This window comes from Marinobacter salexigens (genome assembly GCF_018860765.1).
Classification (GTDB): Bacteria; Pseudomonadota; Gammaproteobacteria; order Pseudomonadales; family Oleiphilaceae; genus Marinobacter; species Marinobacter salexigens_A.
Window position 1 is genome coordinate 91,732 of sequence record NZ_JAHKPV010000015.1, and the last position, 22,612, is coordinate 114,343.

The following is a 22,612-nucleotide window of genomic DNA, read 5'->3' on the forward strand; positions in this document are numbered from 1 at the left end:
TTTAGGAAGGATGAGTCGCTTCACCGTTGCAATTGTTCCCAACTGAATGAGAGCAAGCATTGTAAACGGAATAATGAAGAAATTCTCTTAAATAAAAAACACATAACACATGTAACCGGGTGCATCTAACCAGGTATAGGGTGAGCGCGTGTTCGGATTGTTCGGAAAGAAATCCAGTGCAGTATTAGGTGTCGACGTGAGCTCCAGCTCCGTCAAACTCCTTGAGTTGTCGAAGCAGGGCGATCGTTACAAGGTCGAGAGCTATGCCGTTGAGCCATTGCCGGCTAACGCAGTCGTGGAAAAAAATATCACGGATGTCGAGGCTGTCGGTGAGGTTTTAAAACGGGTGGCTTCCAAGTCCCGGACCAGCGTTAAGCAGGTGGCGGTGGCGGTCTCTGGCTCAGCGGTGATAACGAAACTCATCCAAATGGATGGGGGGCTCAACGAATTCGAGATGGAAGACCAGATCGCCTTGGAGGCAGATCAGTACATTCCTTATCCGCTTGATGAAGTCGCAATTGATTTCGAGGTGCAAGGCCCCTCGGAAACGAACCCGGATCAAGTGGATGTTCTTTTGGCAGCTTGCCGTAAAGAAAATGTAGACATCCGTGAAGATGCCCTTGAGATAGCATCGCTCAACACGAAGATCGTGGATGTCGAAGCCTACGCACTTGAGCGTGCCTACGCTTTGATTGAATCCCAGCTAGATCATCAGGGTGAAGACTTGGTCGTCGCCATCGTTGACATTGGCGCCACCATGACCACGTTGAGCGTTTTGGCTGAGGGCAAGACCGTTTACACGCGTGAGCAAATTTTTGGAGGCAAGCAGCTTACCGAAGAAATTCAGCGCCGCTACGGGCTTTCGGTTGAGGAAGCTGGGCTTGCTAAGAAGCAGGGCGGCTTGCCGGACGACTACGATTCCGAAGTGCTTACACCCTTTCGGGAGGCGGTCGTTCAGCAGGTAGCGCGCGCCCTTCAGTTCTTCTTCGGAGCTAGTCAGTACAATTCGGTGGATTATGTGGTGCTTGCCGGCGGCACGGCTTCGATTCAAGGGCTGACAGAAATGGTGGAAGAAAAAACAGGCACGCCAACACTGGTCGCGAATCCCTTTGCAGAAATGGCAGTTGGCTCGCGGGTCAATGCATCGGCGCTGAGCAATGATGCTCCTTCGCTGATGATTGCCTGTGGCCTGGCAATGAGGAGCTTCGACTAATGGCAAGAATTAACCTCAGGCCTTGGCGCGAAGAGCTCCGGGCAGAGAAGCAAAAGCAGTTTGTTGTAATGGTGGTGGGGACCGCTATTATCGCCGCCGGTCTCACATTTTTGTGGAGTTCGGATCTTGATAACAGTATTGCGTACCAGCAGTCTCGGAATGCCTATATCGAATCCGCTACCAAGAAGCTAGATGAGCAGATTCGCGAGATTGATAGCCTCAAGCGCAAGCGTGACGAGTTGCTGGCCCGCATGAAAGTTATTCAGGATTTGCAGGGTAAGCGTCCGGTTATCGTCCGTGCCTTTGATGAATTGGTTCGTACCTTGCCTGATGGCCTCTATTACACGGATTTGAAGAGATCGGGAGATCAGGTGAGCATTGCGGGTATGGCTGAATCCAATAGTCGCGTTTCAACTCTAATGCGTCAGTTTGATGAGTCCGATTGGTTCACAAGCCCAAACCTGTCTAACGTGTCTTCAGCGGATGGCCAACGCGCGGGCTACAGCGAGTTCACAATGACTGTGAAGCAACAAACACCTGAGCCTGAAGGGGAGGAGAAACAATGAGCCTCTCGGATTCCCTAAAAAGTCTTAATGATTTTGATATCAATGATCTTGATATCAATAACGCTGGCATTTGGCCTGCACCGATCAAGGCGATTGTTGTTCTGATTGTTTTTGGCCTGATAATGGGTGGTGGGTACTGGTTCTTTATCAAGGACCAATACGTCCAGCTCGATAGGGTTGAAAAAACGGAGCAGGATTTACGCAAAAAGTATGAAGAGAAAGCTTACCAGGTAGCCAATCTGGAGGTCTTCAAAACGCAAATGGTTGAAATGGAAGAAACCTTTGGAGCGCTTGTGCGGCAGTTGCCAAGTGAAACTGAAGTGCCTGGCCTTCTGGAGGATATTACTAATACCGCTTTAGGTAGTGGCCTTGCTCTTCAGGAAGTAAAGCTTCAGCCGGAGCAGAAACGCGACTTTTATTCCGAGTTGCCGATCAATATCCGAGTTACAGGTTCATACCATGAGCTCGCATCGTTTGTTAGCAGTGTAGCGAGCTTGCCGAGGATTGTGACCTTGCATGACTTAACTATTAAACCAACTGGCGGAGACAATGAGCGACTTGATATGCAAGTTGTCGCTCGTACCTACCGCTACCGGGCTGGAGAATGAGCATGGCAGCAAAGCATGCGGGAAAAGCCTGGCTGGGTGTGTGTCTGGTATCACTGTTGACAGCCTGCTCTCAGGGCAGCGGTTTTTCCGATCTGGACAAGTTTATGGCGGACACCCGAGCCAAGCCTCGGGGACACGTAGAACCACTGCCGGAGTTCAGTGCGTACGAGGCGTTTAGTTACTCTGCGGCTGATAGGCGGGCTCCGTTTGAACCGCCGATGGACGTTCAGCTTACGATGATTGATGAAAAACCAATCAGCGACATTGAGCCCAACCTAGATCGGCCTAAAGAAGTGCTCGAAAACTTTGATCTCAAGGATCTGGGCATGGTGGGTACGCTTCAGGGCGAAAAAGGCAACCTGTTTGCACTGATTCGGGATAACGCGGGTGGCATACACAGGGTCCGTACCGGGAATTTCATGGGGCAGAACTACGGCCGTATTATAGGCGTCAGTGAAACCCGTATAGAACTTATCGAAATCGTTCCCAATGGCCGGGGTGGCTGGGTAGAGCGTCCTCGCTCTCTGACACTGGACGAAGAAGCAGGTTAAGGAGCGATCGGATGAAAATTGAAAGAAAAATGCATGTACAAAAAAGTTCGGGGTCGAGGCTAGCGATGTTCAGAAAACTCAATGTATACGTCAGCGTAATTGCTTTTGGGTTGTTATCCGGCCTGGCCAGTGCGGTCACGCTGGAAGACGTGTCGTTTTCGTCGCTACCGGGAGAGCGCCTGGAAGTGACACTTAAATTTGATGGTCAGCCGCCCGAACCGTCGGGTTACACTATTGAACGTCCAGCGCGGATAGCGGTGGATTTGGCTGATACCACCAGCGGGTTGGACACTCGGAGCGTTCCGCTTGGCTCAGGCAATGCACAGAGCATGACAGTCGTCGAAACCAAGGATCGGACTCGCTTGATTTTCAACCTGATTGAGCTCGCTCCGTACGAGACCGTTCGAAACAACAACTCCTTAGTGATGACAATCGGCGGTGGAGCGGGCTCGGACTCGGCCTCGGCTGCTGCCAGTTCTTCCGGAACTGCGACTGCATCGAAGCCAGCGTCTGCACCAGACACGCTGGCTGGCGTTGACTTCCGCCGCGGCAATAAAGGTGAAGGTCGAGTCATTGTAGACCTTGGAAGCCCGCGAACACAGGTAGATTTGTCAGAATTGGGCGGCAAAATCCGCCTTACAATGAATGGCATTGCAGTGCCGGCAGATCTGCGTCGTCGTTTGGATGTGACCGACTTTGCAACACCTGTCAGTCGCATTGATACGTTCGTGCAGGATGGAAATGCCGTGGTTGAGATTCGGCCTGAAGGCAATTATGACTACATTGCGTACCAGTCCGGTAACCAGTTCACTGTGAGCGTGGAAAAGCTCAGTGAAGAGGAGGCAGAATCCCGCCGCGAGGAGAAGTTCCCATATTCCGGAGAGAAGCTTTCCCTGAACTTCCAAGATATTGAAGTACGCTCTGTACTGCAGTTGATCGCGGATTTTACAGGCTTGAATCTGGTGGCCAGTGATACTGTCGGCGGCAGCATCACTTTGCGCCTACAGAACGTTCCTTGGGATCAAGCGCTTGAGCTTATCCTGAAGACCAAAGGTTTGGATAAGCGCCAGATTGGTAACGTGCTGTTGGTCGCTCCGGCAGATGAAATTGCAGCGCGTGAGAAACTTGAGCTTGAGACTACTAAGCAAATCGCTGAGTTGGCTCCCGTTCGCCTAGATATAGTTCAAGTAAACTACGCCAAGGCTGCTGATATCGTGGCGCTGATTGAGGCCGACGAAGAGCTGATTTCCGATCGCGGTTTCGTTTCCTCCGATTTGCGTACCAATACGATTAGTGTGCGCGAAACAACGGGAAAGCTGGAAGAAATTCGCCGTCTCGTATCCACGTGGGACGTTCCTGTGCGGCAGGTTTCAATCGAAGCTCGTATCGTGCGCGCTCAGAACAACGTATCTGAAAGCCTTGGTGTTCGCTGGGGTGGTGCGGCATACAACGTGAGTGGAAATAACATCGTTTCTGTAGGCGGTTCTATTGGAACGGTCGGTGAAGCTAGAGAGGCCGCTGCTGGCGGGTCTGCGGGCATTTCTTTCCCGGGAGCGCTAGCAGTGGATCTTGGTGTTAGTGAGGACGGTGCATCCTCATTTGCCATTGGCTTTGGTAGCGATGACTTCTTGGTAGATCTTGAACTGTCTGCGCTTGAGAGTGACGGTAAGGCAGAGATCGTGTCTCAGCCTCGCGTGGTAACTGCTGATCGCCAGACTGCCTCAATCAAATCGGGTCAGGAAATTCCTTATCAGGAAGCTGCAAGCAGTGGCGCGACTAGCGTATCTTTTAAGGAGGCTGTGCTGTCGCTTGAAGTGACTCCGCAGATAACGCCAGATGACAAGATTATTATGGATCTTTTGGTAAATCAGGACTCTCGTGGTGAGGAGACGGCTGCTGGGCCTGCAATCAATACCAATTCTGTAACGACACAGGTGCTGGTGGCGAATGGTGAAACCGTTGTGCTGGGCGGTATTTTTGAGTCTACCAATATAACCCAAACTACTAAGACCCCGTTTCTTGGCGATATCCCCTATCTGGGTCGCCTGTTTAAGCGCTCTGAGGTAGTGGAGCTTCGTAGTGAGCTCCTGATCTTCATCACACCGAAGATCATCAAGAACGACCTGATCCAGTAGTAAGAGTCAGGAAAAAAGCCGCCGCGATGAACCGGCGGCTTTTTTGTGTCTGTACCGTTTGTTGTATCAACGCTGAAGCTTATGCAATCTTCGGCCCTGTGATATTCTCACCCGCCTGAACACTATTGAGCGGAAGTTATGTCTTTGCCCAAACGCGTAGTGCTGGTTGGCCCCATGGGCGCAGGTAAAAGTACGATTGGTCGGATGCTTGCCCGGGAGTTGGGGTATAAGTTTCTGGATTCTGATCGAATCATTGAAGAGCGTTGTGGGGCAAACATTCCCTGGATATTCGACGTGGAGGGCGAGGAAGGGTTTCGGCAGCGCGAAACAGCGATGTTAGACGAGTTGTCCACTGAGCATGAAACTGTTTTGGCAACCGGCGGGGGCGCGGTCATGCGCTCTGAAAACCACGCGCTTCTAAAGAAGCATTCGGTGGTCGTTTATCTGAGGACATCCATAGATCAACAGGTAGAGCGCACGCGGAAAGACCGGAACCGCCCCTTGCTTCAGAACGATGACCCAGAGGGCGTCTTACGGCGGCTGTTCGCCGTTCGAGACCCCCTGTATACCGAGCTTGCCGATATTATCATGCATACAGACCGCAAGAGCCCACGACTTGTCGTGCGCCAACTGGTTAATCGAATAAACCCCAAAACACCGAGACATCAAAGGCAAGTACGTAAGGAGGGGCGCAACCATGTATAAACTGCTTCACACACTTCAGGTTGAGTTGGGCGAGCGCAGTTATCCCATTGTGATTGGGGAGGGTATGCTCGGTGAATATGATCTTTCAAATTACGTTCGCGGTTCACAGGTAATGATTGTGACCAACGATGTGGTTGCCCCATTATATCTGGAGCAAGCAAAAGCCTGCTTTTCGGACAAGAACGTTGATGTAGTCGTGCTCCCCGACGGCGAAAAGCACAAGAATTGGCAAACACTGAACCTGATTTTTGATGCTTTGCTGGAGAAGCAGCATACCCGAAGAACTACTCTCGTTGCTTTGGGCGGGGGCGTTGTTGGCGATATGACGGGGTTTGCCGCGGCCTCCTATCAGCGTGGCGTGCCGTTCATACAAATTCCGACGACGCTGTTGTCACAGGTTGACTCGTCTGTGGGTGGAAAAACCGGCATTAACCACCCGCTCGGAAAAAACATGGTTGGTGCTTTCCATCAGCCAGAAGCCGTTTTGATTGATACGAATACGCTTCACAGCTTGCCACCGAGAGAGGTATCTGCAGGGCTCGCAGAGGTGATCAAGTACGGCTTGATTCGCGATACAGCTTTTCTTGATTGGCTGGAACAGGCAATGGATCAACTTGTGGACTTTGATAGCAAGGCGTTGGCTGAAGCCATATTTCGTTCATGCGCATGCAAGGCCGATGTTGTAGCTCAAGATGAGAAAGAGAATGGGCTCAGGGCTACGCTGAACCTGGGCCATACTTTTGGTCACGCTATCGAAACTTTTGCCGGTTATGGCAACTGGCTGCATGGAGAGGCCGTTGGTACCGGGATGATGATGGCGGCCGATGTATCCGCCCGGGAAGGCTGGATAAGTTCGGCCGATTACGACCGTATTCTGCGCATTATTCGTAAGGCCAACTTGCCTGAATTGCCTCCGGCTAACATGACACCTGCTGACTTTATGAGCCTGATGGCTGTCGACAAGAAGAATGTCGATGGCATGCTAAGGCTTGTGCTACTTCGGGCCGTGGGTGAAGCAGAAGTAACATCCCGGGCATCTGCGGCAAACCTCTCCGCAACGCTCAGCGCATTTTGCCGCCAGAAAACCTGAGTAGGGCGTGCAACATTGAACGGCAAGGATCTTTTGTGACTGACGATAGCTTCAATAGTCTGGACGGGGGAGGTTTGTTCCCCCGGTTACAGCAGCGATACGGTCTGAGAGATAACCCGCTGGAAATGGAGACGCCATTCTTTCCGGATGGTATGCGCCATCACGCGTTAGAGGCGCTTCGTCATCTATGTGGGTTTGGCGATATGGCGCTGTTGCTCACAGGTGGGCCGGGGTCTGGCAAGAGTCGATTGCTAACAGAGTTGATGCGTAGCGAGTCATCGCGGCTGGGCTTCCATCGGCTTTCGGCTGCGGCCATGACCAGCTCCAATGCGCTGGCAAGGGACCTTCGGCAAGTTACCCGTTCCGGCTCCAACTCTGATGACAATCCGCGCGACGCTGTGTATCGATTTTTCCGTTGGTCTGAAAGCCGGGTTGCTAAAGGTCAGCGCATGGTGCTGCTGATTGATGATGCTGACCGGGTGCCTCCTGAGCTTCTTCGGCTGATCCTTGAAGGCTTTTTAGCCGCTGACCGTGCCAAGGCGGCAGTTCCGGTGTTTGTCGGGGAGGACCGTCTCGTAACGCTTCTTGGGCTTAATGAGTCTACCGTTTCCGTTCATCAGATTCACTTACGACCGCTAACCAAGGAAGAGGTTTTTTCTTACCTTGAGCCTCGTGTTCATAAGGCGGGGGGTAAGGTGAACGAACTTCTGAGTACCGCTCGCCTTTCGACAATATACGACCTCAGTCAGGGCAGCTTTTCCCGCCTGAAAAGGGTGACGCCCGGCATCTGGCTGGATATTGTTTCTGACGCATCAAAACAACGCCCGTCCCGGCGTGTCGACTTAAAACAGCTCCGCTTGCCAGCGCTTGCACTGCTGCTTTTGGGCGGTTCTTGGTGGTTCGTTTCCCAGCAATACGATGAATCGGTGGCTTTGGAAAGTGAAACGATTCCGGAGCCGGATAGGGTGCGCAAGAGCATTACCATTGGCCCCGAAACACCGGAAGATGAGGTTCCCGCTGAGACTCTTCCGCCATTGACAGAGTCAGCAACCCCAGCGGACCCTATTCCTGAGCCTGAGCCTGAGCCTGACTTTGTTCCAAAAAATGCTAGCCGGTACGTGGCGGTTGAAGAGCTGCGCAGTCGTAGCAAGGGCTGGACTATTCAGCTTGTTGCTGGAAACCTTGAGCAAACGGCACTCAATGTTATCGCCCGCTACGCATCTCTTGATGAAATGGTTTATACCAAGACCGAACGCAAGAATGAGCCCTGGTTTATGGTACTTCATGGCAACTATGCCACCAAGGAAGAAGCGCAGCAGGCGGCCTCCCAATTGCCCGATGCACTGATTTCGCGCACTCCTTGGGTGCGTTCAACCGACGGTCTTTAGCTCGGTAAAAACCTAACCCAACCCCCTGTTTCGGCAAAGGAAATGACCTGAAGTTGCGGAACCCTTCCAAACAACAGATATAAAATTTTGTTGAGTACGTATTTGTACGTGTGTAGAATCACCGCCCCATTTTTTTAACGTCGGTTGATTTCTTGCACTATTTTGGTGCGCAAGTCGCTGATTAAGACGCATTTCTATGCAAGAGGGCGCTTATGAGAGAAGGTCTGTATCACCCCGACGAATTCAAGGATAACTGCGGTTTTGGGCTGATTGCCCACATGAAAGGCGAAGTTAGCCACAAGCTGTTGCAAACGGCCATCGAATCACTCACTTGCATGACTCACCGAGGTGGTATCGCGGCAGATGGCAAGACCGGTGATGGTTGCGGTCTACTTATCCAAAGCCCTATTGCGTTCCTTAAAAAAGCGGCCAAATCCGCGTTCGGTAAGGAGCCAGAAAGCTTGTTTGCCGTGGGTCAGGTATTCCTGAACCCGGATTCGGCTAAGGCTGCTAACGGACGGGCCGCAGTTGAAAAGCGGTTGGTAGAGCAAGGGTTAGAGGTCATGGGCTGGCGTGAAGTGCCAGTTGACGACAGTTGCCTTGGACCAATGGCTTTGGATTGCATACCTCGTATCGAGCAGGTGTTTGTAACGCCGGCCGGTAAGTCTGAGCAAGAGTTTGCCATCAGCCTATTTGTTGGGCGTCGCCATGCCGAACGGGATATGGCGGACGATTCAGAGTTCTACATCTGCAGCCTTTCCCATCGAACACTTGCGTACAAAGGCCTAATGATGCCAGCGGATCTGGCTAACTTTTATCAGGATTTGGGCGATCCTGATTTTGCCACCGCGATTTGCGTGTTTCACCAGCGTTTCTCCACTAACACTATGCCTCGCTGGCCTCTGGCCCAACCATTTCGCTATCTGGCTCATAACGGCGAAATCAATACCATCGATGGCAATCGCAATTGGGCTATAGCTCGAGCCGCAAAATTTAGTTCTCCAAACTTGCCGGATTTGCAAACTCTGCAGCCGCTCGTGAATCTGGCCGGATCTGACTCCTCAAGCATGGACAATATGCTTGAAATCCTTCTGGCGGGTGGCGTGGATCTATTCCGTGCGGCGCGCATGATGATTCCGCCAGCCTGGCAAAATGTCGACACAATGGATTCTGAACTCCGGGCGTTTTACGAATACAACTCCATGCATATGGAACCCTGGGACGGTCCAGCAGGCCTCGTTATGTCGGATGGCCGCTACGCTGTCTGTATGCTTGATCGTAACGGGTTGCGGCCAGCGCGTTGGGTGGTTACCAAAGATGACTTCATTACCTTGGCGTCGGAGATTGGTACCTACGGTTACCAGCCAGCGGATGTTGTCGCTAAAGGCCGCGTTGGTCCCGGGCAAATGTTGGCTATTGATACAGAAACGGGCGAGGTGTTGCATACCCGTGATATCGACCAGCGTCTCAAGACCGCAAAGCCTTATCGGCAGTGGCTGCGTGAAAATGCGCTGAGAATGGAAACCACGTTTAATCAAGAGACGCCGGAATTCCGGCTGATGGATGCCGATGAACTGCTAGTGCACCAGAAAATGTTTATGGTGTCCTATGAGGAGCGTGACCAGATCCTACGCCCTCTCGCTGAAAATGCTCAGGAAGCTGTCGGGTCCATGGGCGACGACACGCCAATGGCCGTCTTGTCGAGCAAGGTTCGCCATGTGGCTGACTATTTCCGGCAAAAGTTTGCTCAGGTAACCAACCCGCCGATTGATCCGCTGCGCGAAGCCATAGTGATGTCGCTGGAAACCTGTCTGGGTGCTGAGCGGAATGTATTTGATGAAACCGCTGAGCATGCTGATCGGATTATTCTGACAACGCCCGTACTGTCGCCCGCAAAGTTTCTCCGGTTAGAGGGTACCAAGCGACCGGGATTTGCCGAGGTAATCATCTCTTTGGGTTATTCGCCGGAGTTCGGGCTTGAACAAGCTATTCGGCGAGTGTGTGAGGAGGCAGCCCAAGCCGTTCGTGACGGCAAGGTTCTCCTGATTCTCTCGGACAAGAATCTAAAGCAGGGTGAGCTGCCGGTTAGCTCGCTAATGGCAACCGGGGCGGTTCATCATCATTTGGTGGCTCAGGGTTTGCGTTGCGACTCCAATATTATTGTCGAAACCGGGTGGGCCCGCGATCCTCACCACTTTGCTGTGCTGTTTGGCTTTGGCGCAACGGCGGTTTATCCGTATCTGGCGTATCAGGTGATGAACGACCTGATACGAACCGGCGAACTGCTGATGGATCCAATCGAAGCGAAGAACAACTATCGCAAGGGCATAAACAAAGGCCTGTTAAAGATTATGTCCAAGATGGGCATTTCTACCATCACTTCATATCGAGGAGCCCAGCTTTTCGAAGCCATAGGCATGGCGGATGATGTTGTTGATCTCTGCTTTAAAGGTGTGCCCAGTCGAGTTCAGGGCGCGGGCTTTATTGATTTTCAGCAGGACCAAGAGCAACTAGCGGCTACGGCGTGGAAACCGCGTAAGTCAATTACCCCGGGTGGCCTCTTGAAGTACATCCATGGTCAGGAATATCACGCGTTTAACCCGGACGTGGTCGGTAAACTGCAGGATGCAGTCAGCACCGGAGATTACGGGCACTACAAAGAATACGCGGCGCTGGTTAATGAGCGGCCTGTTGCGACTATCAGGGATTTGCTTGGGTTCCGTGAGGGTATTGAAGCCATTGGGCTTTCCGACGTTGAGCCGGTTGAGAGCATCTTTCCCCGGTTTGACTCTGCGGCGATGTCCCTAGGCGCCCTATCGCCGGAAGCTCACGAGGCACTGGCGGTGGCCATGAATACTCTTGGCGGGCGCTCCAATTCTGGTGAGGGTGGTGAAGACCCTGTTCGCTATGGCACGGAAAAACGATCAAAAATCAAACAGGTCGCTTCTGGCCGCTTTGGTGTAACTGCAGAGTACCTGCGTAGCGCCGATGTTATGCAGATTAAGGTGGCACAAGGAGCCAAGCCTGGCGAAGGCGGGCAGTTGCCCGGTGGCAAGGTGAACCAGCTGATCGCGCGTCTGCGCTACTCGGTGCCAGGCGTTACCTTAATATCGCCACCGCCGCACCACGATATCTACTCGATAGAAGATTTGGCTCAGCTGATATTTGATCTCAAGCAGGTGAATCCGCAGGCATTGGTTTCGGTCAAGCTGGTCTCTGAGCCCGGTGTCGGCACCATTGCGGCAGGTGTAGCCAAGGCTTATGCCGATCTGATTACTGTTTCCGGCTACGACGGAGGTACGGCGGCAAGCCCGCTAGCTTCAATACGCTACGCAGGCTCGCCTTGGGAGTTGGGGTTAACAGAAACCCAGCAAGCGCTGAGAGCTAACGACTTGCGAGGGAAAGTCCGTTTGCAAACGGATGGTGGGATTAAAACTGGCTTAGATGTGGTGAAAGCGGCCATTCTTGGTGCTGAAAGTTTCGGGTTTGGCACCACCCCCATGGTGGCGCTGGGTTGCAAGTACCTTCGCATCTGCCACCTGAACAATTGCGCAACCGGCGTTGCCACCCAAAATGAGCACCTTCGTGAAGAGCACTTCAAAGGCACGGTAGAAATGGCTATGAACTTCTTCCGTTTTGTGGCGGAAGAAACTCGCGAGTGGATGGCCAAGCTGGGCGTGCGCACGCTAGAAGAGTTGGTCGGGCGTGTTGACCTACTTGAGCGCCTGCCGGGCGATACCGAGCGACAGAAAAAGTTGGATTTAACACGGCTGGTGTCCAACGATCATATTCCCGAAGAAAAACCTCAAACGTGTCAAGTTGAGCGCAACCTGCCTTTCGATCAAGGCTTGTTGGCGGAAGAAATGCTCAAGGCTATAGTGCCTGCTATTGAAGACAAAACCGGAGGTGCGTGGAGTTACCGCGTCACCAACTGTGATCGCTCAATTGGTGCTCGTATTTCAGGTGAGATTGCAGCGAAGCATGGAAACCAAGGCATGGCCGATGCACCCATAACGCTGGATCTCGTGGGTACTGCTGGTCAGAGCTTTGGTGTTTGGAACGTTGGCGGGCTTAACCTCATTCTTGAAGGCGACGCCAACGACTATGTTGGCAAAGGCATGACCGGCGGCAAGCTTGTGGTAAAGCCGCCCCGTGGTAGCGCTTTCGAATCTCAGAACACTGCCATTGTTGGTAACACCTGCTTATACGGTGCTACGGGAGGCAAGCTGTTTGCCGCAGGCACAGCCGGAGAGCGTTTCGCTGTTCGTAACTCTGGCGCCCATGCCGTGGTTGAAGGCGCAGGCGATCACTGCTGTGAATATATGACTGGCGGGTTGGTGACGGTACTAGGCTCAACTGGTGCCAATTTCGGTGCTGGTATGACCGGCGGGTTCGCCTATGTGCTCGATATGGACAACACGTTTTTCGATAAATACAACCACGAACTGGTGGAGATTCAGCGTATTTCCCGCGAGGACATGGAGGCTTACCGCAATCATCTGCGTAGCGTGATTCGTGAGCATATCTCGGAAACCGGCAGCGTTTGGGCTGAGCACATTCTTGAAAATTTCGACGACTACATCGGCCGCTTTTGGTTGGTGAAACCCAAAGCTGCGAATTTGCGCAGCCTTCTGGCAAGTACCCGTGCGCGTCCTGAGTAAGGTCAGTGCATTGAGTCTGTTTACTTGTAAGGGTTTAGGGCTGTACAGATCAGCAGCCCTTGTCGATATTGAGCTGATGAGAGCGCCAACATGAAAGAACGACTTAACAACGATTTCCAATTTGTGGAAGTAGGGCGGATAGACCCGAAGAAGGTTCCTGCGAAGAAGCGCAAAAAAGAGTTCGGTGAAATCTACCAACCGCTTGCGCCAGATCATGCGGCATCCCAGTCCCATCGCTGTCTGGAGTGCGGTAACCCTTATTGTGAGTGGAAGTGTCCGGTACACAACTATATCCCGAACTGGCTGAAGTTGGTGTCGGAAGGCAATATCATGAAAGCCGTGGAGTTGTGCCATCAGACCAACTCACTGCCAGAAGTCTGTGGTCGGGTTTGCCCTCAGGATCGCTTGTGTGAAGGTGCTTGCACTCTGAATGACGGTTTTGGCGCGGTTACTATCGGCTCTGTTGAAAAGTACATTACCGATACGGCCTTCGCCTTAGGGTGGAAGCCGGACATGTCTGCGGTTAAGTGGACGGACAAAAAAGTAGCCGTGATAGGCGCGGGCCCTGCAGGTTTGGGTTGTGCCGATGTGCTGGTACGCAACGGTGTGAAGCCGGTGGTGTTTGATATGTATCCAGAGATCGGCGGCTTGCTGACCTTCGGTATCCCGGAATTCAAACTGGAAAAATCCGTGATGACGCGGCGGCGTCAAGTGTTTGAGGAAATGGGTGTTGAGTTCCGTTTGTCCACGGAAGTGGGTAAGGATGTTCAGATGCAGGACATTCTTGACGAATACGATGCTGTGTTTATGGGCATGGGAACCTATACCTATATGAAGGGTGGCTTCCCGGGTGAGGACCTGCCGGGGGTCTACGATGCCTTGCCGTTCCTCGTATCCAACGTTAATCGCCGGCTTGGCTTTGAAAAAGACCCGGCGGATTTCATTGATATGAAAGGTAAGCGCGTGGTGGTGCTCGGTGGTGGCGATACCGCCATGGATTGCAACCGCACCTCCATTCGCCAGCAGGCAGAAAGTGTGATCTGCGCTTATCGTCGCGATCAGGCCAACATGCCAGGCTCGCGCCGCGAAGTTTCAAATGCCAAGGAAGAGGGTGTGAAGTTTCTATTCAATCGCCAGCCCATCGCCATTATTGGTGAGGATCAAGTGGAAGGTGTAAAAGTGGTGTCGACGCAGCTTGGTGAGCCGGATGAAAACGGTCGCCGCCGCCCGGAGGTAGTACCCGGTAGTGAAGAGGTTATCCCGGCAGACACAGTGCTGGTTGCCTTCGGTTTTCGTCCAAGCCCGGCGGACTGGTTTGATGACCTAACCATCAACACCGACGAGTCGGGCCGGGTAGCCGCCCCGGAAAAAGCGGAGTACGGCTTCCAGACCAGTAACCCGAAAATTTTTGCCGGTGGCGATATGGTTCGAGGTTCAGACCTTGTTGTGACCGCAATCTGGGAGGGCCGTCAGGCTGCCGAGGGCATCATGGACTATTTGGATATCTGACAAACGCTTTGATTCGGATCAGAAGGCCAGCTTAGTAAGGGTAAGCTGGCCTTTTTTATTATGGCAAACGGGGTATCATTGCTCTCGTTCCGTTTAGACCACTTGATAGAGACAACGTTAGGATCCTTATGACCGAGTTGAAGAATGACCGCTTCCTACGCGCCCTGATGCGCCAGCCTGTTGATCGTACCCCGGTGTGGATGATGCGTCAGGCCGGCCGTTATTTGCCCGAGTATCGCGCTACTCGAGAAAAAGCGGGTGACTTCCTCAGCTTATGCAAGAACACGCCGTTGGCGTGTGAGGTGACTCTCCAGCCTCTTGAGCGTTTCCCGCTGGATGCGGCTATTCTGTTCTCTGATATTCTCACCATTCCCGATGCTCTGGGCTTAGGGTTGTATTTTGAAACTGGCGAAGGCCCTAAGTTCAAACACACCATACGCTCCCAATCGGATGTGGATGCAATGCCGAAGATCAAGGCAGAAACCGACCTTGATTACGTGATGAATGCTGTTTCCACCATCCGGGGTGCCCTCAACGGCCGTGTTCCCTTGATCGGCTTCTCGGGTAGCCCCTGGACGTTGGCGACCTATATGGTTGAAGGCGGCTCGTCCAAGGATTTCCGCGAAGCCAAAAAACTCATGTACGGCCAACCAGAAGTCATGCATCAACTGCTGGACCTTCTTGCGGACGCAGTTGTCGATTACCTCAACGGCCAGATTAAAGCCGGTGCTCAAGCCGTTCAGATTTTTGATACTTGGGGCGGCATGCTTAGTGGCTGGGCGTACGAGGAGTTCTCTCTGCGCTACATGAAGAAGATTGTCGATAACCTGATTCGCGAAAACGATGGGCGCTATGTGCCGGTCATCCTGTTCACCAAAAACGGTGGTCAGTGGCTTGAGTCCATTGCCGATTCCGGCGCTGATGCTGTAGGCCTAGATTGGACCACGGATATCGGCGAGGCCCGTTCCCGCATCGGCGATCGCGTGGCACTGCAGGGCAACATGGATCCCACCATGCTCTACGCACCCAAGGCGCGGATTCGTGAAGAAGTGGCTGATATATTGCGTCGCTACGGTGCGGGTTCTGGCCATATATTCAATCTGGGCCACGGCATTACCCCGGATGTTGATCCTGAGCACGCCAAAGCCTTCATCGAGGCAGTTGTTGAATTGAGTCCGGAGTATCATCGCTAGTATTTACTATCCCCGTTCACGGGCCGGCGGGCTCAGTGGGCGGGAGTTGAGCCACCGGTCCCAAAAACCGCTCCAAGCACATCCATGTGGCTTGTCTCCGGCCGTCCTTGGCCTACGACATTTTTGGAACCGGTGGCTCAACTCTCGCATTGATCCTCTCAGCGCGCCTTCTGACAGTTTTCCTTGAGTAGAACTCTTCTGGATTGGTATCTCCCCGCGGTCTATAGTCATGGCAGATGACAGTGAAAACAAAGGAGCAGTGCCTTGCCCGCCTCGAAATCTGCAGAAAAACGAAAGTTCCATCGCATAAACTTTGATGCTCCTTGCGAACTGCATGCCCTTGAAAGCGTTTGGACAACAGAGGTTCTGGATATTTCCCTAAAAGGCGTCCTTGTCAAACGACCAGACGGGTGGGATGTGCCGTTGAACCAGCCCTGTGAGGTGATTGTCCACCTTGATGGACAGGAGGCGGCGATTGTTATGGCGGTTGAGCTAAAACACGTTGAGTTACAAAGGCTTGGTTTTAAATGCCAGTACATTGATCTTGAAAGTGCTATTCACCTGAAGCGTCTTGTTGAGCTGAACCTAAGGGATCAGGTTCTTCTTGAGAGGGAGTTTGTTCGGCTTATTGAATAGTCAGCTTCCGGCTAACCACCAAAGCCGGCACAGTTCGGGGGCAGGTTTTAAAGCTCTTCCAATGCTGTAATAGCTTCACTAAGCTTGGTTACAGGAATTACCTTCATCCCCGCAATAGCCTTGCGTGGCGCGTTGGCTTTCGGCACCAGAGCGCGGGTAAAGCCATGCTTGGCAGCCTCGTTAATCCGCTCCTGCCCACTGGGCACCGGCCGAATCTCCCCCGACAACCCAACTTCCCCAAAAATCACCAAGTCCTGCGGCAACGCCCGATCCCGAAACGAAGAAACAATGGCAGCCAGCAACGCCAAATCCGCACTGGTCTCATTAACCTTAACGCCGCCCACCACATTCACAAACACATCCTGATCCGCCACATGCAAACCACCATGGCGGTGCAGCACAGCCAACAGCATGGCCAAACGATTCTGATCCAGCCCCACTGCAACACGCCGAGGGTAACCACCCTGAGCCATGTCTACCAGCGCCTGAATTTCCACCAGCATTGGTCGTGTGCCTTCCCACACCACCATAACCACACTACCGGGCGCAGCTTCCTCACCACGGTTCAGGAAAATAGCACTGGGGTTCTTAACCTCCTTCAGACCCTGCTCCAACATAGCGAACACGCCAAGCTCGTTCACAGCGCCAAAGCGGTTCTTGATCCCGCGCAAGGTACGGTAACGGCTGTCACTAGAGCCTTCCAGCAGAATAGAGCAGTCAATCATGTGCTCCAAAACCTTCGGCCCAGCAAGACTGCCATCCTTGGTGACATGGCCTACCAAAAACAGAATTGTGCCCGTCTGTTTGGCAAAGCGAGTCAAAAACGCAGCACTTTCTCGAACCTGAGAAACCGAACCCGGAGCTGATTCAATGTCCGCAACGTGCATCACCTGAATACTGTCCACCACCAAAATCCGTGGTTTCTCCGCTTCAGCCACCTGCATAACCCGCTCGACACTGGTCTCTGAGAGCATTTTCAAATCTTTGGTGGGCAAACCAAGCCGCTTCGCGCGCATGGCCACCTGCTGCAGGGATTCTTCGCCCGTTACATAAAGCGCGGGAACGCTAGCAGCCAAGTGACATACAGCCTGAAGCAGAAGCGTACTTTTCCCCGCACCGGGGTGCCCGCCCATCAGTACCGCAGAGCCTTCCACCAACCCGCCACCCAGAACCCGGTCGAACTCCTGCATGCCAGTGCTGATGCGTTCTTGCTCGGCGAGGCTTACATCATCAAGGCTTTGTACCGCTGACAAACTGCCAGCGAAACCCTCAAAGCGCACTCCGCGAGCGCCTTTTGCATTGTTGCTGACGCCGCGGACTTCACTGATGGTATTCCATGCCTGACAGGCCGTGCACTGGCCCTGCCATTTGGAGTAATCAGCACCGCACTCGGTACAGACGTAGGCGGTTTTGGCTTTGGCCATTAAGCCAACTTCTTATACTTCATGCGCTGGGGCACCATGGCGGAATCCCCTTTGCGCTTCTTGTGGTCTTCGTCGTATTCAGCGAAGTTACCTTCGAAGTACACCACCTCGCCATCATCCTCAAACGCCAGAATGTGCGTCGCTACTCGGTCAAGGAACCAGCGGTCGTGCGAGATAACCATAGCGGAACCCGGGAAGTTAAGCAGAGCTTCCTCTAGTGCGCGCAGGGTCTCAACATCCAAGTCGTTTGTGGGTTCGTCCAGCAGCAGCACGTTGCCGCCTTCTTTCAGCAGCTTTGCTAAGTGCAGGCGGTTACGCTCGCCACCAGACAAATCGCCTACGCGCTTCTGCTGGTCAGAGCCTTTAAAGTTGAAGCGGCCAGCATAGGCCCTTGAAGGTGTTTCGTAGTTGCCGACCTTAATGATGTCCTGGCCTTCACTAAGCAGTTCCCACACAGTTTTTGAACCGTCCAGATCCCTACTTTGATCCACATAGGCCAGTTGAACGGTTTCACCCACGGTGATGTTGCCGGAATTAGGTTGATCATGACCGGCTATCATGCGGAACAGCGTGGATTTACCTGCACCGTTACCACCGATAATGCCGACGATCGCACCTGGCGGCACGGTGAAGGAAACATTTTCGTAAAGCAGGCGATCACCAAAAGCTTTGCTTATGCCCTCCGCTTCGATGACCTTGTCACCCAAACGTGGCCCGGGTGGAATATAGATCTCGTTGGTTTCATTGCGCTTCTGGAAATCCTGAGAGCTCATTTCTTCAAAGCGGGCAAGGCGGGCTTTGCTCTTCGACTGACGGCCTTTGGCGTTGCTGCGTACCCACTCCAGTTCCTGCTTGATGGCCTTCTGCCGCGAAGCTTCCTGTTTCGCTTCAGTGCTCAGGCGCTGTTCTTTATTCTCCAGCCACTGGCTGTAATTACCTTCAAACGGGATGCCCTGACCACGGTCCAGCTCCAAAATCCAGCCAGCCACATTATCTAGGAAGTAACGATCGTGGGTAATAGCAACCACGGTGCCTTCGTAATCGTGTAGGAAGCGCTCCAACCAAGCCACGGACTCGGCATCCAGATGGTTGGTGGGCTCGTCCAGCAGTAGCATGTCCGGGCCGGAGAGGAGCAGGCGGCAGAGAGCCACACGACGACGCTCACCACCGGAGAGGTTTTTTACCGGCTGATCCCAAGCTGGCAGGCGCAGGGCATCAGCCGCTACTTCCATTTTGCGTTCTATATCATGGCCGTCGGTGGCCTGAATCAACGCTTCCAGCTCGCCTTGCTTCTTCGCGAGCGCATCGAAATCAGCATCTGGTTCAGCGTAGGCAGCATAAACCTGATCCAGTTCTGCCAGTGCGTCATGAACTTCAGAAACGGCCTCGTCGACAATCTCTTTAACCGTTTTGCTGTCGTCCAGCTCCGGCTCCTGCGGCAGGTAGCCTACTTTGATGCCAGACTGGGGGCGGGCCTCACCGATGTAATCCTGATCCACACCCGCCATAATGCGTAAAAGGGTGGACTTACCGGAACCGTTGAGACCGAGTACGCCAATTTTGGCGCCCGGGAAGAAGCTCAGCGAAATATCCTTGAGGATTTCACGCTTGGGCGGAACCACCTTACCCACGCGGTTCATGCTATATACGTATTGGGCCATAAAGGCATTACCCTCTTTAAAACGAGATGTGAGAAGGTTCCGGAAGGGGTTTTTGCTATCGCCCTGCGCAACCTTGCAATTAGGAATGTCAGTTGGGTCTGTAAGGTATCGAAACAAGGGAGCTATAGCAATTTCAGGAAATCAGGCGATATCGGCATGACGGTATCTGCGAACTGTATAAAGGATGATTTCTAACCCGGTAATGGGCTAGAATAGCGGCCCGAATTTTAAGGGATTCCGGGAGCTATTCCCAAGACTCTCCGGGCCAGTCAAGCACACAGGGGCAGCACATCGATGTTTAATCGTGATATGAAGATCGCCGGTTTCGACGACGAACTCTGGAACGCCATGCAGGCGGAAAGCAAGCGTCAGGAGGCTCATATTGAGCTGATTGCATCAGAGAATTACACCAGCCCGAGAGTAATGGAAGCTCAAGGCAGTGACCTTACCAACAAGTACGCTGAGGGTTATCCCGGCAAACGTTACTACGGTGGCTGTGAATTTGTTGATATTGCTGAGCAGCTTGCTATCGATCGCGCCAAGGAGCTGTTTGGTGCCGCTTACGCTAACGTGCAGCCGCACTCCGGCTCGCAGGCCAACTCAGCCGTCTTTATGGCGTTGGTTAATCCGGGCGATACGGTTTTAGGCATGAGCTTGGCCCACGGTGGCCACCTAACCCACGGTGCTGGCGTGAATTTCTCCGGCAAGATCTACAATGCCGTGCAATATGGTATCGATACGGATACCGGCCTGATCGACTACGATGAGCTAGAAACGCTGGCGGTTGAGCACAAGCCGAAGATGATTATTGCCGGTTTCTCTGCCTATTCTCAGGAACTGGATTTTGCCCGTTTTCGCGCCATTGCCGACAAGGTTGGTGCCTATCTGTTTGTAGATATGGCTCACGTGGCTGGTCTGGTAGCTGCGGGCGTTTATCCCGACCCCATGCCTCACGCACATGTGGTCACCACAACAACTCATAAAACCCTGCGCGGACCCCGTGGCGGCCTGATTCTGGCGTGCGACGATGAAGCTCTGCATAAGAAGCTGAACTCCGCTGTTTTCCCCGGTGGTCAGGGTGGCCCCTTGATGCATGTGATTGCTGCCAAAGCAATTTGCTTCAAAGAGGCTATGAGCGACGAGTTCAAGACCTATCAGCAGCAGGTGGTCAAGAACGCTTCCGCTATGGCGAACGTATTTGTTGACCGCGGCTACGATGTGGTTTCCGGTGGCACCAAGAACCACCTGTTCTTGGTAAGTCTTATCAAGCAGGACATCACAGGTAAAGATGCAGACGCGGCACTGGGTCGTGCGCACATTACCGTGAACAAGAATGCAGTGCCTAACGACCCGCGCTCGCCGTTTGTGACCTCTGGCCTGCGTCTTGGTACGCCAGCGATTACAACCCGTGGCTTTGGTGAAGCTGAATGTCGTGAGCTGGCAGGTTGGATCTGCGATATCCTTGATAATCTGGAAGACGAAACCGTGAATAGCCGTGTTCGCGAGCAGGTTGAAGCCCTGTGCGCGCGCTTCCCGGTATACGCGTAAGCGTCTAGCAATGCTTGCCGGGCAGGGTGCGCGATAGCTGCACCACCCGGCGTCCTCCCGGAGTACCTGATATGCACTGTCCTTTCTGTGGTGAAGCGGATACCAAAGTGATTGACTCGCGGCTCGTTACCGAGGGCGATCAGGTGCGCCGTCGCAGAGAGTGCCTTTCCTGCCGTGAGCGCTTTACTACGTTTGAGTCCGCAGAACTGATAATGCCAAGGGTCGTCAAGCAAGACGGCGTTCGGCAGCCTTTTGACGAAGACAAGTTGCGTTCCGGTATTATGAAGGCGCTGGAAAAGCGCCCGGTTAGTATTGAACAAATTGATGCTGCATTGAATCGTATACGCTACCGCCTAAGGGCAACGGGTGAGCGTGAGGTGAAGTCCATGCAGCTGGGCGAAGAGGTAATGACCGAGCTTCGGCAGCTCGACAAGGTAGCCTATGTGCGCTTTGCCTCTGTTTACCGCAGCTTTCAAGACATTAATGAATTCAAGGAAGAAATCGAGCGGCTCTCAGCGAGCAACGGCGAGACCGCGGTGGATGTTGCAAAAGCATTGGCAGGCAAGCAATCTCCTGAAGGAAAGAAATGACCGATCTCCGGGCGCGATCCATGATGGCCAGAGCTGTGCAGCTTGCATGGCGTGGCCGCTATTCAACGCATCCCAACCCACGAGTTGGCTGTGTGATAGCCCGTGGTGACAAGATTTTGGGTGAAGGCTGGCATGAGCGAGCCGGAGAAGCACATGCAGAAGCCCGCGCCTTAAGCGAAGCCGGTACCGCTGCCCGTGGCGCTACTGCTTATGTCACGCTTGAACCATGCAGTCATTTTGGGCGTACACCGCCCTGCGCCCGGGCCTTGGTGGACGCGGGCATATCGCGTGTGTTCGCAGCTACACAGGACCCCAATCCGTCGGTCTCGGGCAGGGGGCTCGATATGCTCCGTGAAGCCGGGATCAGAGTTGATGTCGGACTGCTTGCAGATGAAGCCGCACGTCTGAACCCCGGGTTTATGAAGCGCATGAATACCGGCCGCCCATGGGTGCGCTTGAAAATGGCGGCGAGCTTGGATGGCCGCACGGCCATGGCCTCTGGTGAGAGCCAATGGATTACCGGTGAAGAAGCCCGTCGAGATGTGCAACGGCTCCGTGCGGAGAGTGACGCAATTCTCACCGGTGTAGGTACTGTGCTCGCGGACGATCCCTCGTTAACCGTCCGTCGTGAGGAGCTCGGGGATATTGGTGACGCCACCGAGCCTTCGCGGCAACCGCTCCGTGTGATCGCCGATAGAGATGCGAGAACGCCACCGTCTGCAACCATTTTGCGAGGCGGTAAGGTGCAGGTTTTTTGCGCATCGTCCACGCTGGCGACAGCGCCCGCTCAAGATCTTGCGGCATTGGGAATTCGCCTCAAGGGTGTTTCATGGAAGGATAATGGTATCGACGTTGCCGAGCTCTTGGATTCGCTGGGCGAGTTGGGCATTAATGAACTTCTGGTTGAGGCTGGCCCAACGCTGGCGGGTACGTTCATCAACGAGCAGTTGGTAGACGAACTCTGGCTTTATCAGGCTCCGGTTTTTCTGGGCAGCAACGGTCGGCCGACAGCGCATCTTCCGCTGGAAACCATGGCCGACAAAATCGAATGGACGGTACAAGACCGGCGACAGGTAGGAGAAGACCAGCGTCTGATCCTGATTCGCCGCTAAGCGTTTAAATTCACGGTGCACA

General features: G+C 53.4%; 17 protein-coding genes. 15 read left to right on the forward strand and 2 right to left on the reverse strand.

What is annotated here, in order from left to right; all coding sequences use genetic code 11:
* Positions 1 to 148 precede the first annotated feature (148 nt).
* The 12 genes from KO508_RS08770 to KO508_RS08825 all read left to right on the forward strand — a co-directional run bounded on the left by KO508_RS08770 (position 149) and on the right by KO508_RS08825 (position 16,255).
* The gene (locus tag KO508_RS08770) at positions 149 to 1,213 is read left to right on the forward strand and encodes a pilus assembly protein PilM (RefSeq protein WP_216007951.1); all 1,065 of its coding nucleotides are present in this window, start codon (positions 149 to 151) and stop codon (positions 1,211 to 1,213) included.
* The gene (locus KO508_RS08775; RefSeq protein ID WP_216007952.1) at positions 1,213 to 1,779 is read left to right on the forward strand and encodes a PilN domain-containing protein; all 567 of its coding nucleotides are present in this window, start codon (positions 1,213 to 1,215) and stop codon (positions 1,777 to 1,779) included. The genes KO508_RS08770 and KO508_RS08775 overlap by 1 nt, the downstream gene beginning before the upstream one ends.
* Complete coding sequence (locus KO508_RS08780) at positions 1,776 to 2,387, forward strand: type 4a pilus biogenesis protein PilO (protein ID WP_216007953.1); 612 nt, start codon at positions 1,776 to 1,778, stop codon at positions 2,385 to 2,387. The genes KO508_RS08775 and KO508_RS08780 overlap by 4 nt, the downstream gene beginning before the upstream one ends.
* Before the next feature lie 2 nt (positions 2,388 to 2,389).
* Positions 2,390 to 2,938, forward strand: coding sequence for a pilus assembly protein PilP (locus KO508_RS08785; RefSeq protein ID WP_216007954.1), 549 nt, complete (start codon positions 2,390 to 2,392; stop codon positions 2,936 to 2,938).
* A gap of 65 nt (positions 2,939 to 3,003) precedes the next feature.
* Positions 3,004 to 5,073, forward strand: coding sequence for a type IV pilus secretin PilQ family protein (pilQ, locus tag KO508_RS08790; protein ID WP_216008001.1), 2,070 nt, complete (start codon positions 3,004 to 3,006; stop codon positions 5,071 to 5,073).
* Positions 5,074 to 5,211: 138 nt separating this feature from the next.
* A complete protein-coding gene (gene aroK / locus KO508_RS08795) occupies positions 5,212 to 5,778 on the forward strand; it encodes a shikimate kinase AroK (RefSeq protein ID WP_216007955.1) in 567 nt (188 codons plus the stop codon).
* Positions 5,771 to 6,868 (forward strand): 3-dehydroquinate synthase, encoded by a 1,098-nt coding sequence (gene aroB / locus KO508_RS08800; protein WP_216007956.1) that lies wholly within the window; start codon positions 5,771 to 5,773, stop codon positions 6,866 to 6,868. Before aroK ends, aroB begins: the two co-directional genes overlap by 8 nt.
* Before the next feature lie 35 nt (positions 6,869 to 6,903).
* Positions 6,904 to 8,256: an SPOR domain-containing protein gene (locus KO508_RS08805; RefSeq protein ID WP_216007957.1), complete on the forward strand. Its 1,353-nt coding sequence runs from the start codon at positions 6,904 to 6,906 to the stop codon at positions 8,254 to 8,256.
* Positions 8,257 to 8,468: 212 nt separating this feature from the next.
* The gene (gltB, locus tag KO508_RS08810; RefSeq protein ID WP_216007958.1) at positions 8,469 to 12,917 is read left to right on the forward strand and encodes a glutamate synthase large subunit; all 4,449 of its coding nucleotides are present in this window, start codon (positions 8,469 to 8,471) and stop codon (positions 12,915 to 12,917) included.
* A gap of 90 nt (positions 12,918 to 13,007) precedes the next feature.
* Positions 13,008 to 14,426 (forward strand): glutamate synthase subunit beta, encoded by a 1,419-nt coding sequence (locus KO508_RS08815; RefSeq protein ID WP_216007959.1) that lies wholly within the window; start codon positions 13,008 to 13,010, stop codon positions 14,424 to 14,426.
* A 128-nt stretch (positions 14,427 to 14,554) separates the two neighbouring features.
* Positions 14,555 to 15,619 carry a uroporphyrinogen decarboxylase gene (gene hemE, locus KO508_RS08820; RefSeq protein ID WP_216007960.1) on the forward strand — a complete coding sequence of 355 codons (1,065 nt, stop codon included), beginning with the start codon at positions 14,555 to 14,557 and terminating at the stop codon, positions 15,617 to 15,619.
* Positions 15,620 to 15,883: 264 nt separating this feature from the next.
* A complete protein-coding gene (locus KO508_RS08825; protein WP_216007961.1) occupies positions 15,884 to 16,255 on the forward strand; it encodes a PilZ domain-containing protein in 372 nt (123 codons plus the stop codon).
* 47 nt (positions 16,256 to 16,302) lie between these two features.
* Here the strand turns inward: KO508_RS08825 and radA are convergent, their stop codons facing one another.
* Both radA and ettA read right to left on the reverse strand, forming a co-directional pair.
* Entirely contained in the window at positions 16,303 to 17,679 is a 1,377-nt protein-coding gene (gene radA / locus KO508_RS08830) for a DNA repair protein RadA (protein ID WP_216007962.1), read from the reverse strand.
* Complete coding sequence (gene ettA, locus KO508_RS08835; protein WP_216007963.1) at positions 17,679 to 19,340, reverse strand: energy-dependent translational throttle protein EttA; 1,662 nt, start codon at positions 19,338 to 19,340, stop codon at positions 17,679 to 17,681. Before ettA ends, radA begins: the two co-directional genes overlap by 1 nt.
* Positions 19,341 to 19,634: 294 nt before the next feature.
* Between ettA and glyA the strand changes: the two genes are divergently transcribed.
* The 3 genes from glyA to ribD all read left to right on the forward strand — a co-directional run bounded on the left by glyA (position 19,635) and on the right by ribD (position 22,590).
* On the forward strand, positions 19,635 to 20,888 hold the full coding sequence (glyA, locus tag KO508_RS08840; protein WP_216007964.1) for a serine hydroxymethyltransferase: 1,254 nt from the start codon (positions 19,635 to 19,637) through the stop codon (positions 20,886 to 20,888).
* A gap of 71 nt (positions 20,889 to 20,959) precedes the next feature.
* The gene (gene nrdR / locus KO508_RS08845) at positions 20,960 to 21,478 is read left to right on the forward strand and encodes a transcriptional regulator NrdR (protein ID WP_216007965.1); all 519 of its coding nucleotides are present in this window, start codon (positions 20,960 to 20,962) and stop codon (positions 21,476 to 21,478) included.
* Positions 21,475 to 22,590, forward strand: a complete 1,116-nt coding sequence (gene ribD / locus KO508_RS08850; protein WP_216007966.1) for a bifunctional diaminohydroxyphosphoribosylaminopyrimidine deaminase/5-amino-6-(5-phosphoribosylamino)uracil reductase RibD — start codon at positions 21,475 to 21,477, stop codon at positions 22,588 to 22,590. The genes nrdR and ribD overlap by 4 nt, the downstream gene beginning before the upstream one ends.
* Positions 22,591 to 22,612: the final 22 nt, after the last annotated feature.

What these genes read in the sequence shown, in the direction of transcription:
- KO508_RS08775 (WP_216007952.1), top strand. Translation starts at nt 1,213, where the DNA reads ATGGCAAGAATTAACCTCAGGCCTTGGCGCGAAGAGCTCCGGGCAGAG.
- KO508_RS08780 (WP_216007953.1), top strand. Translation starts at nt 1,776, where the DNA reads ATGAGCCTCTCGGATTCCCTAAAAAGTCTTAATGATTTTGATATCAAT.
- KO508_RS08785 (WP_216007954.1), top strand. Translation starts at nt 2,390, where the DNA reads ATGGCAGCAAAGCATGCGGGAAAAGCCTGGCTGGGTGTGTGTCTGGTA.
- pilQ (WP_216008001.1), top strand. Translation starts at nt 3,004, where the DNA reads ATGTTCAGAAAACTCAATGTATACGTCAGCGTAATTGCTTTTGGGTTG.
- aroK (WP_216007955.1), top strand. Translation starts at nt 5,212, where the DNA reads ATGTCTTTGCCCAAACGCGTAGTGCTGGTTGGCCCCATGGGCGCAGGT.
- aroB (WP_216007956.1), top strand. Translation starts at nt 5,771, where the DNA reads ATGTATAAACTGCTTCACACACTTCAGGTTGAGTTGGGCGAGCGCAGT.
- gltB (WP_216007958.1), top strand. Translation starts at nt 8,469, where the DNA reads ATGAGAGAAGGTCTGTATCACCCCGACGAATTCAAGGATAACTGCGGT.
- KO508_RS08815 (WP_216007959.1), top strand. Translation starts at nt 13,008, where the DNA reads ATGAAAGAACGACTTAACAACGATTTCCAATTTGTGGAAGTAGGGCGG.
- hemE (WP_216007960.1), top strand. Translation starts at nt 14,555, where the DNA reads ATGACCGAGTTGAAGAATGACCGCTTCCTACGCGCCCTGATGCGCCAG.
- radA (WP_216007962.1), bottom strand. Translation starts at nt 17,679, where the DNA reads ATGGCCAAAGCCAAAACCGCCTACGTCTGTACCGAGTGCGGTGCTGAT.
- ettA (WP_216007963.1), bottom strand. Translation starts at nt 19,340, where the DNA reads ATGGCCCAATACGTATATAGCATGAACCGCGTGGGTAAGGTGGTTCCG.
- glyA (WP_216007964.1), top strand. Translation starts at nt 19,635, where the DNA reads ATGTTTAATCGTGATATGAAGATCGCCGGTTTCGACGACGAACTCTGG.
- nrdR (WP_216007965.1), top strand. Translation starts at nt 20,960, where the DNA reads ATGCACTGTCCTTTCTGTGGTGAAGCGGATACCAAAGTGATTGACTCG.
- ribD (WP_216007966.1), top strand. Translation starts at nt 21,475, where the DNA reads ATGACCGATCTCCGGGCGCGATCCATGATGGCCAGAGCTGTGCAGCTT.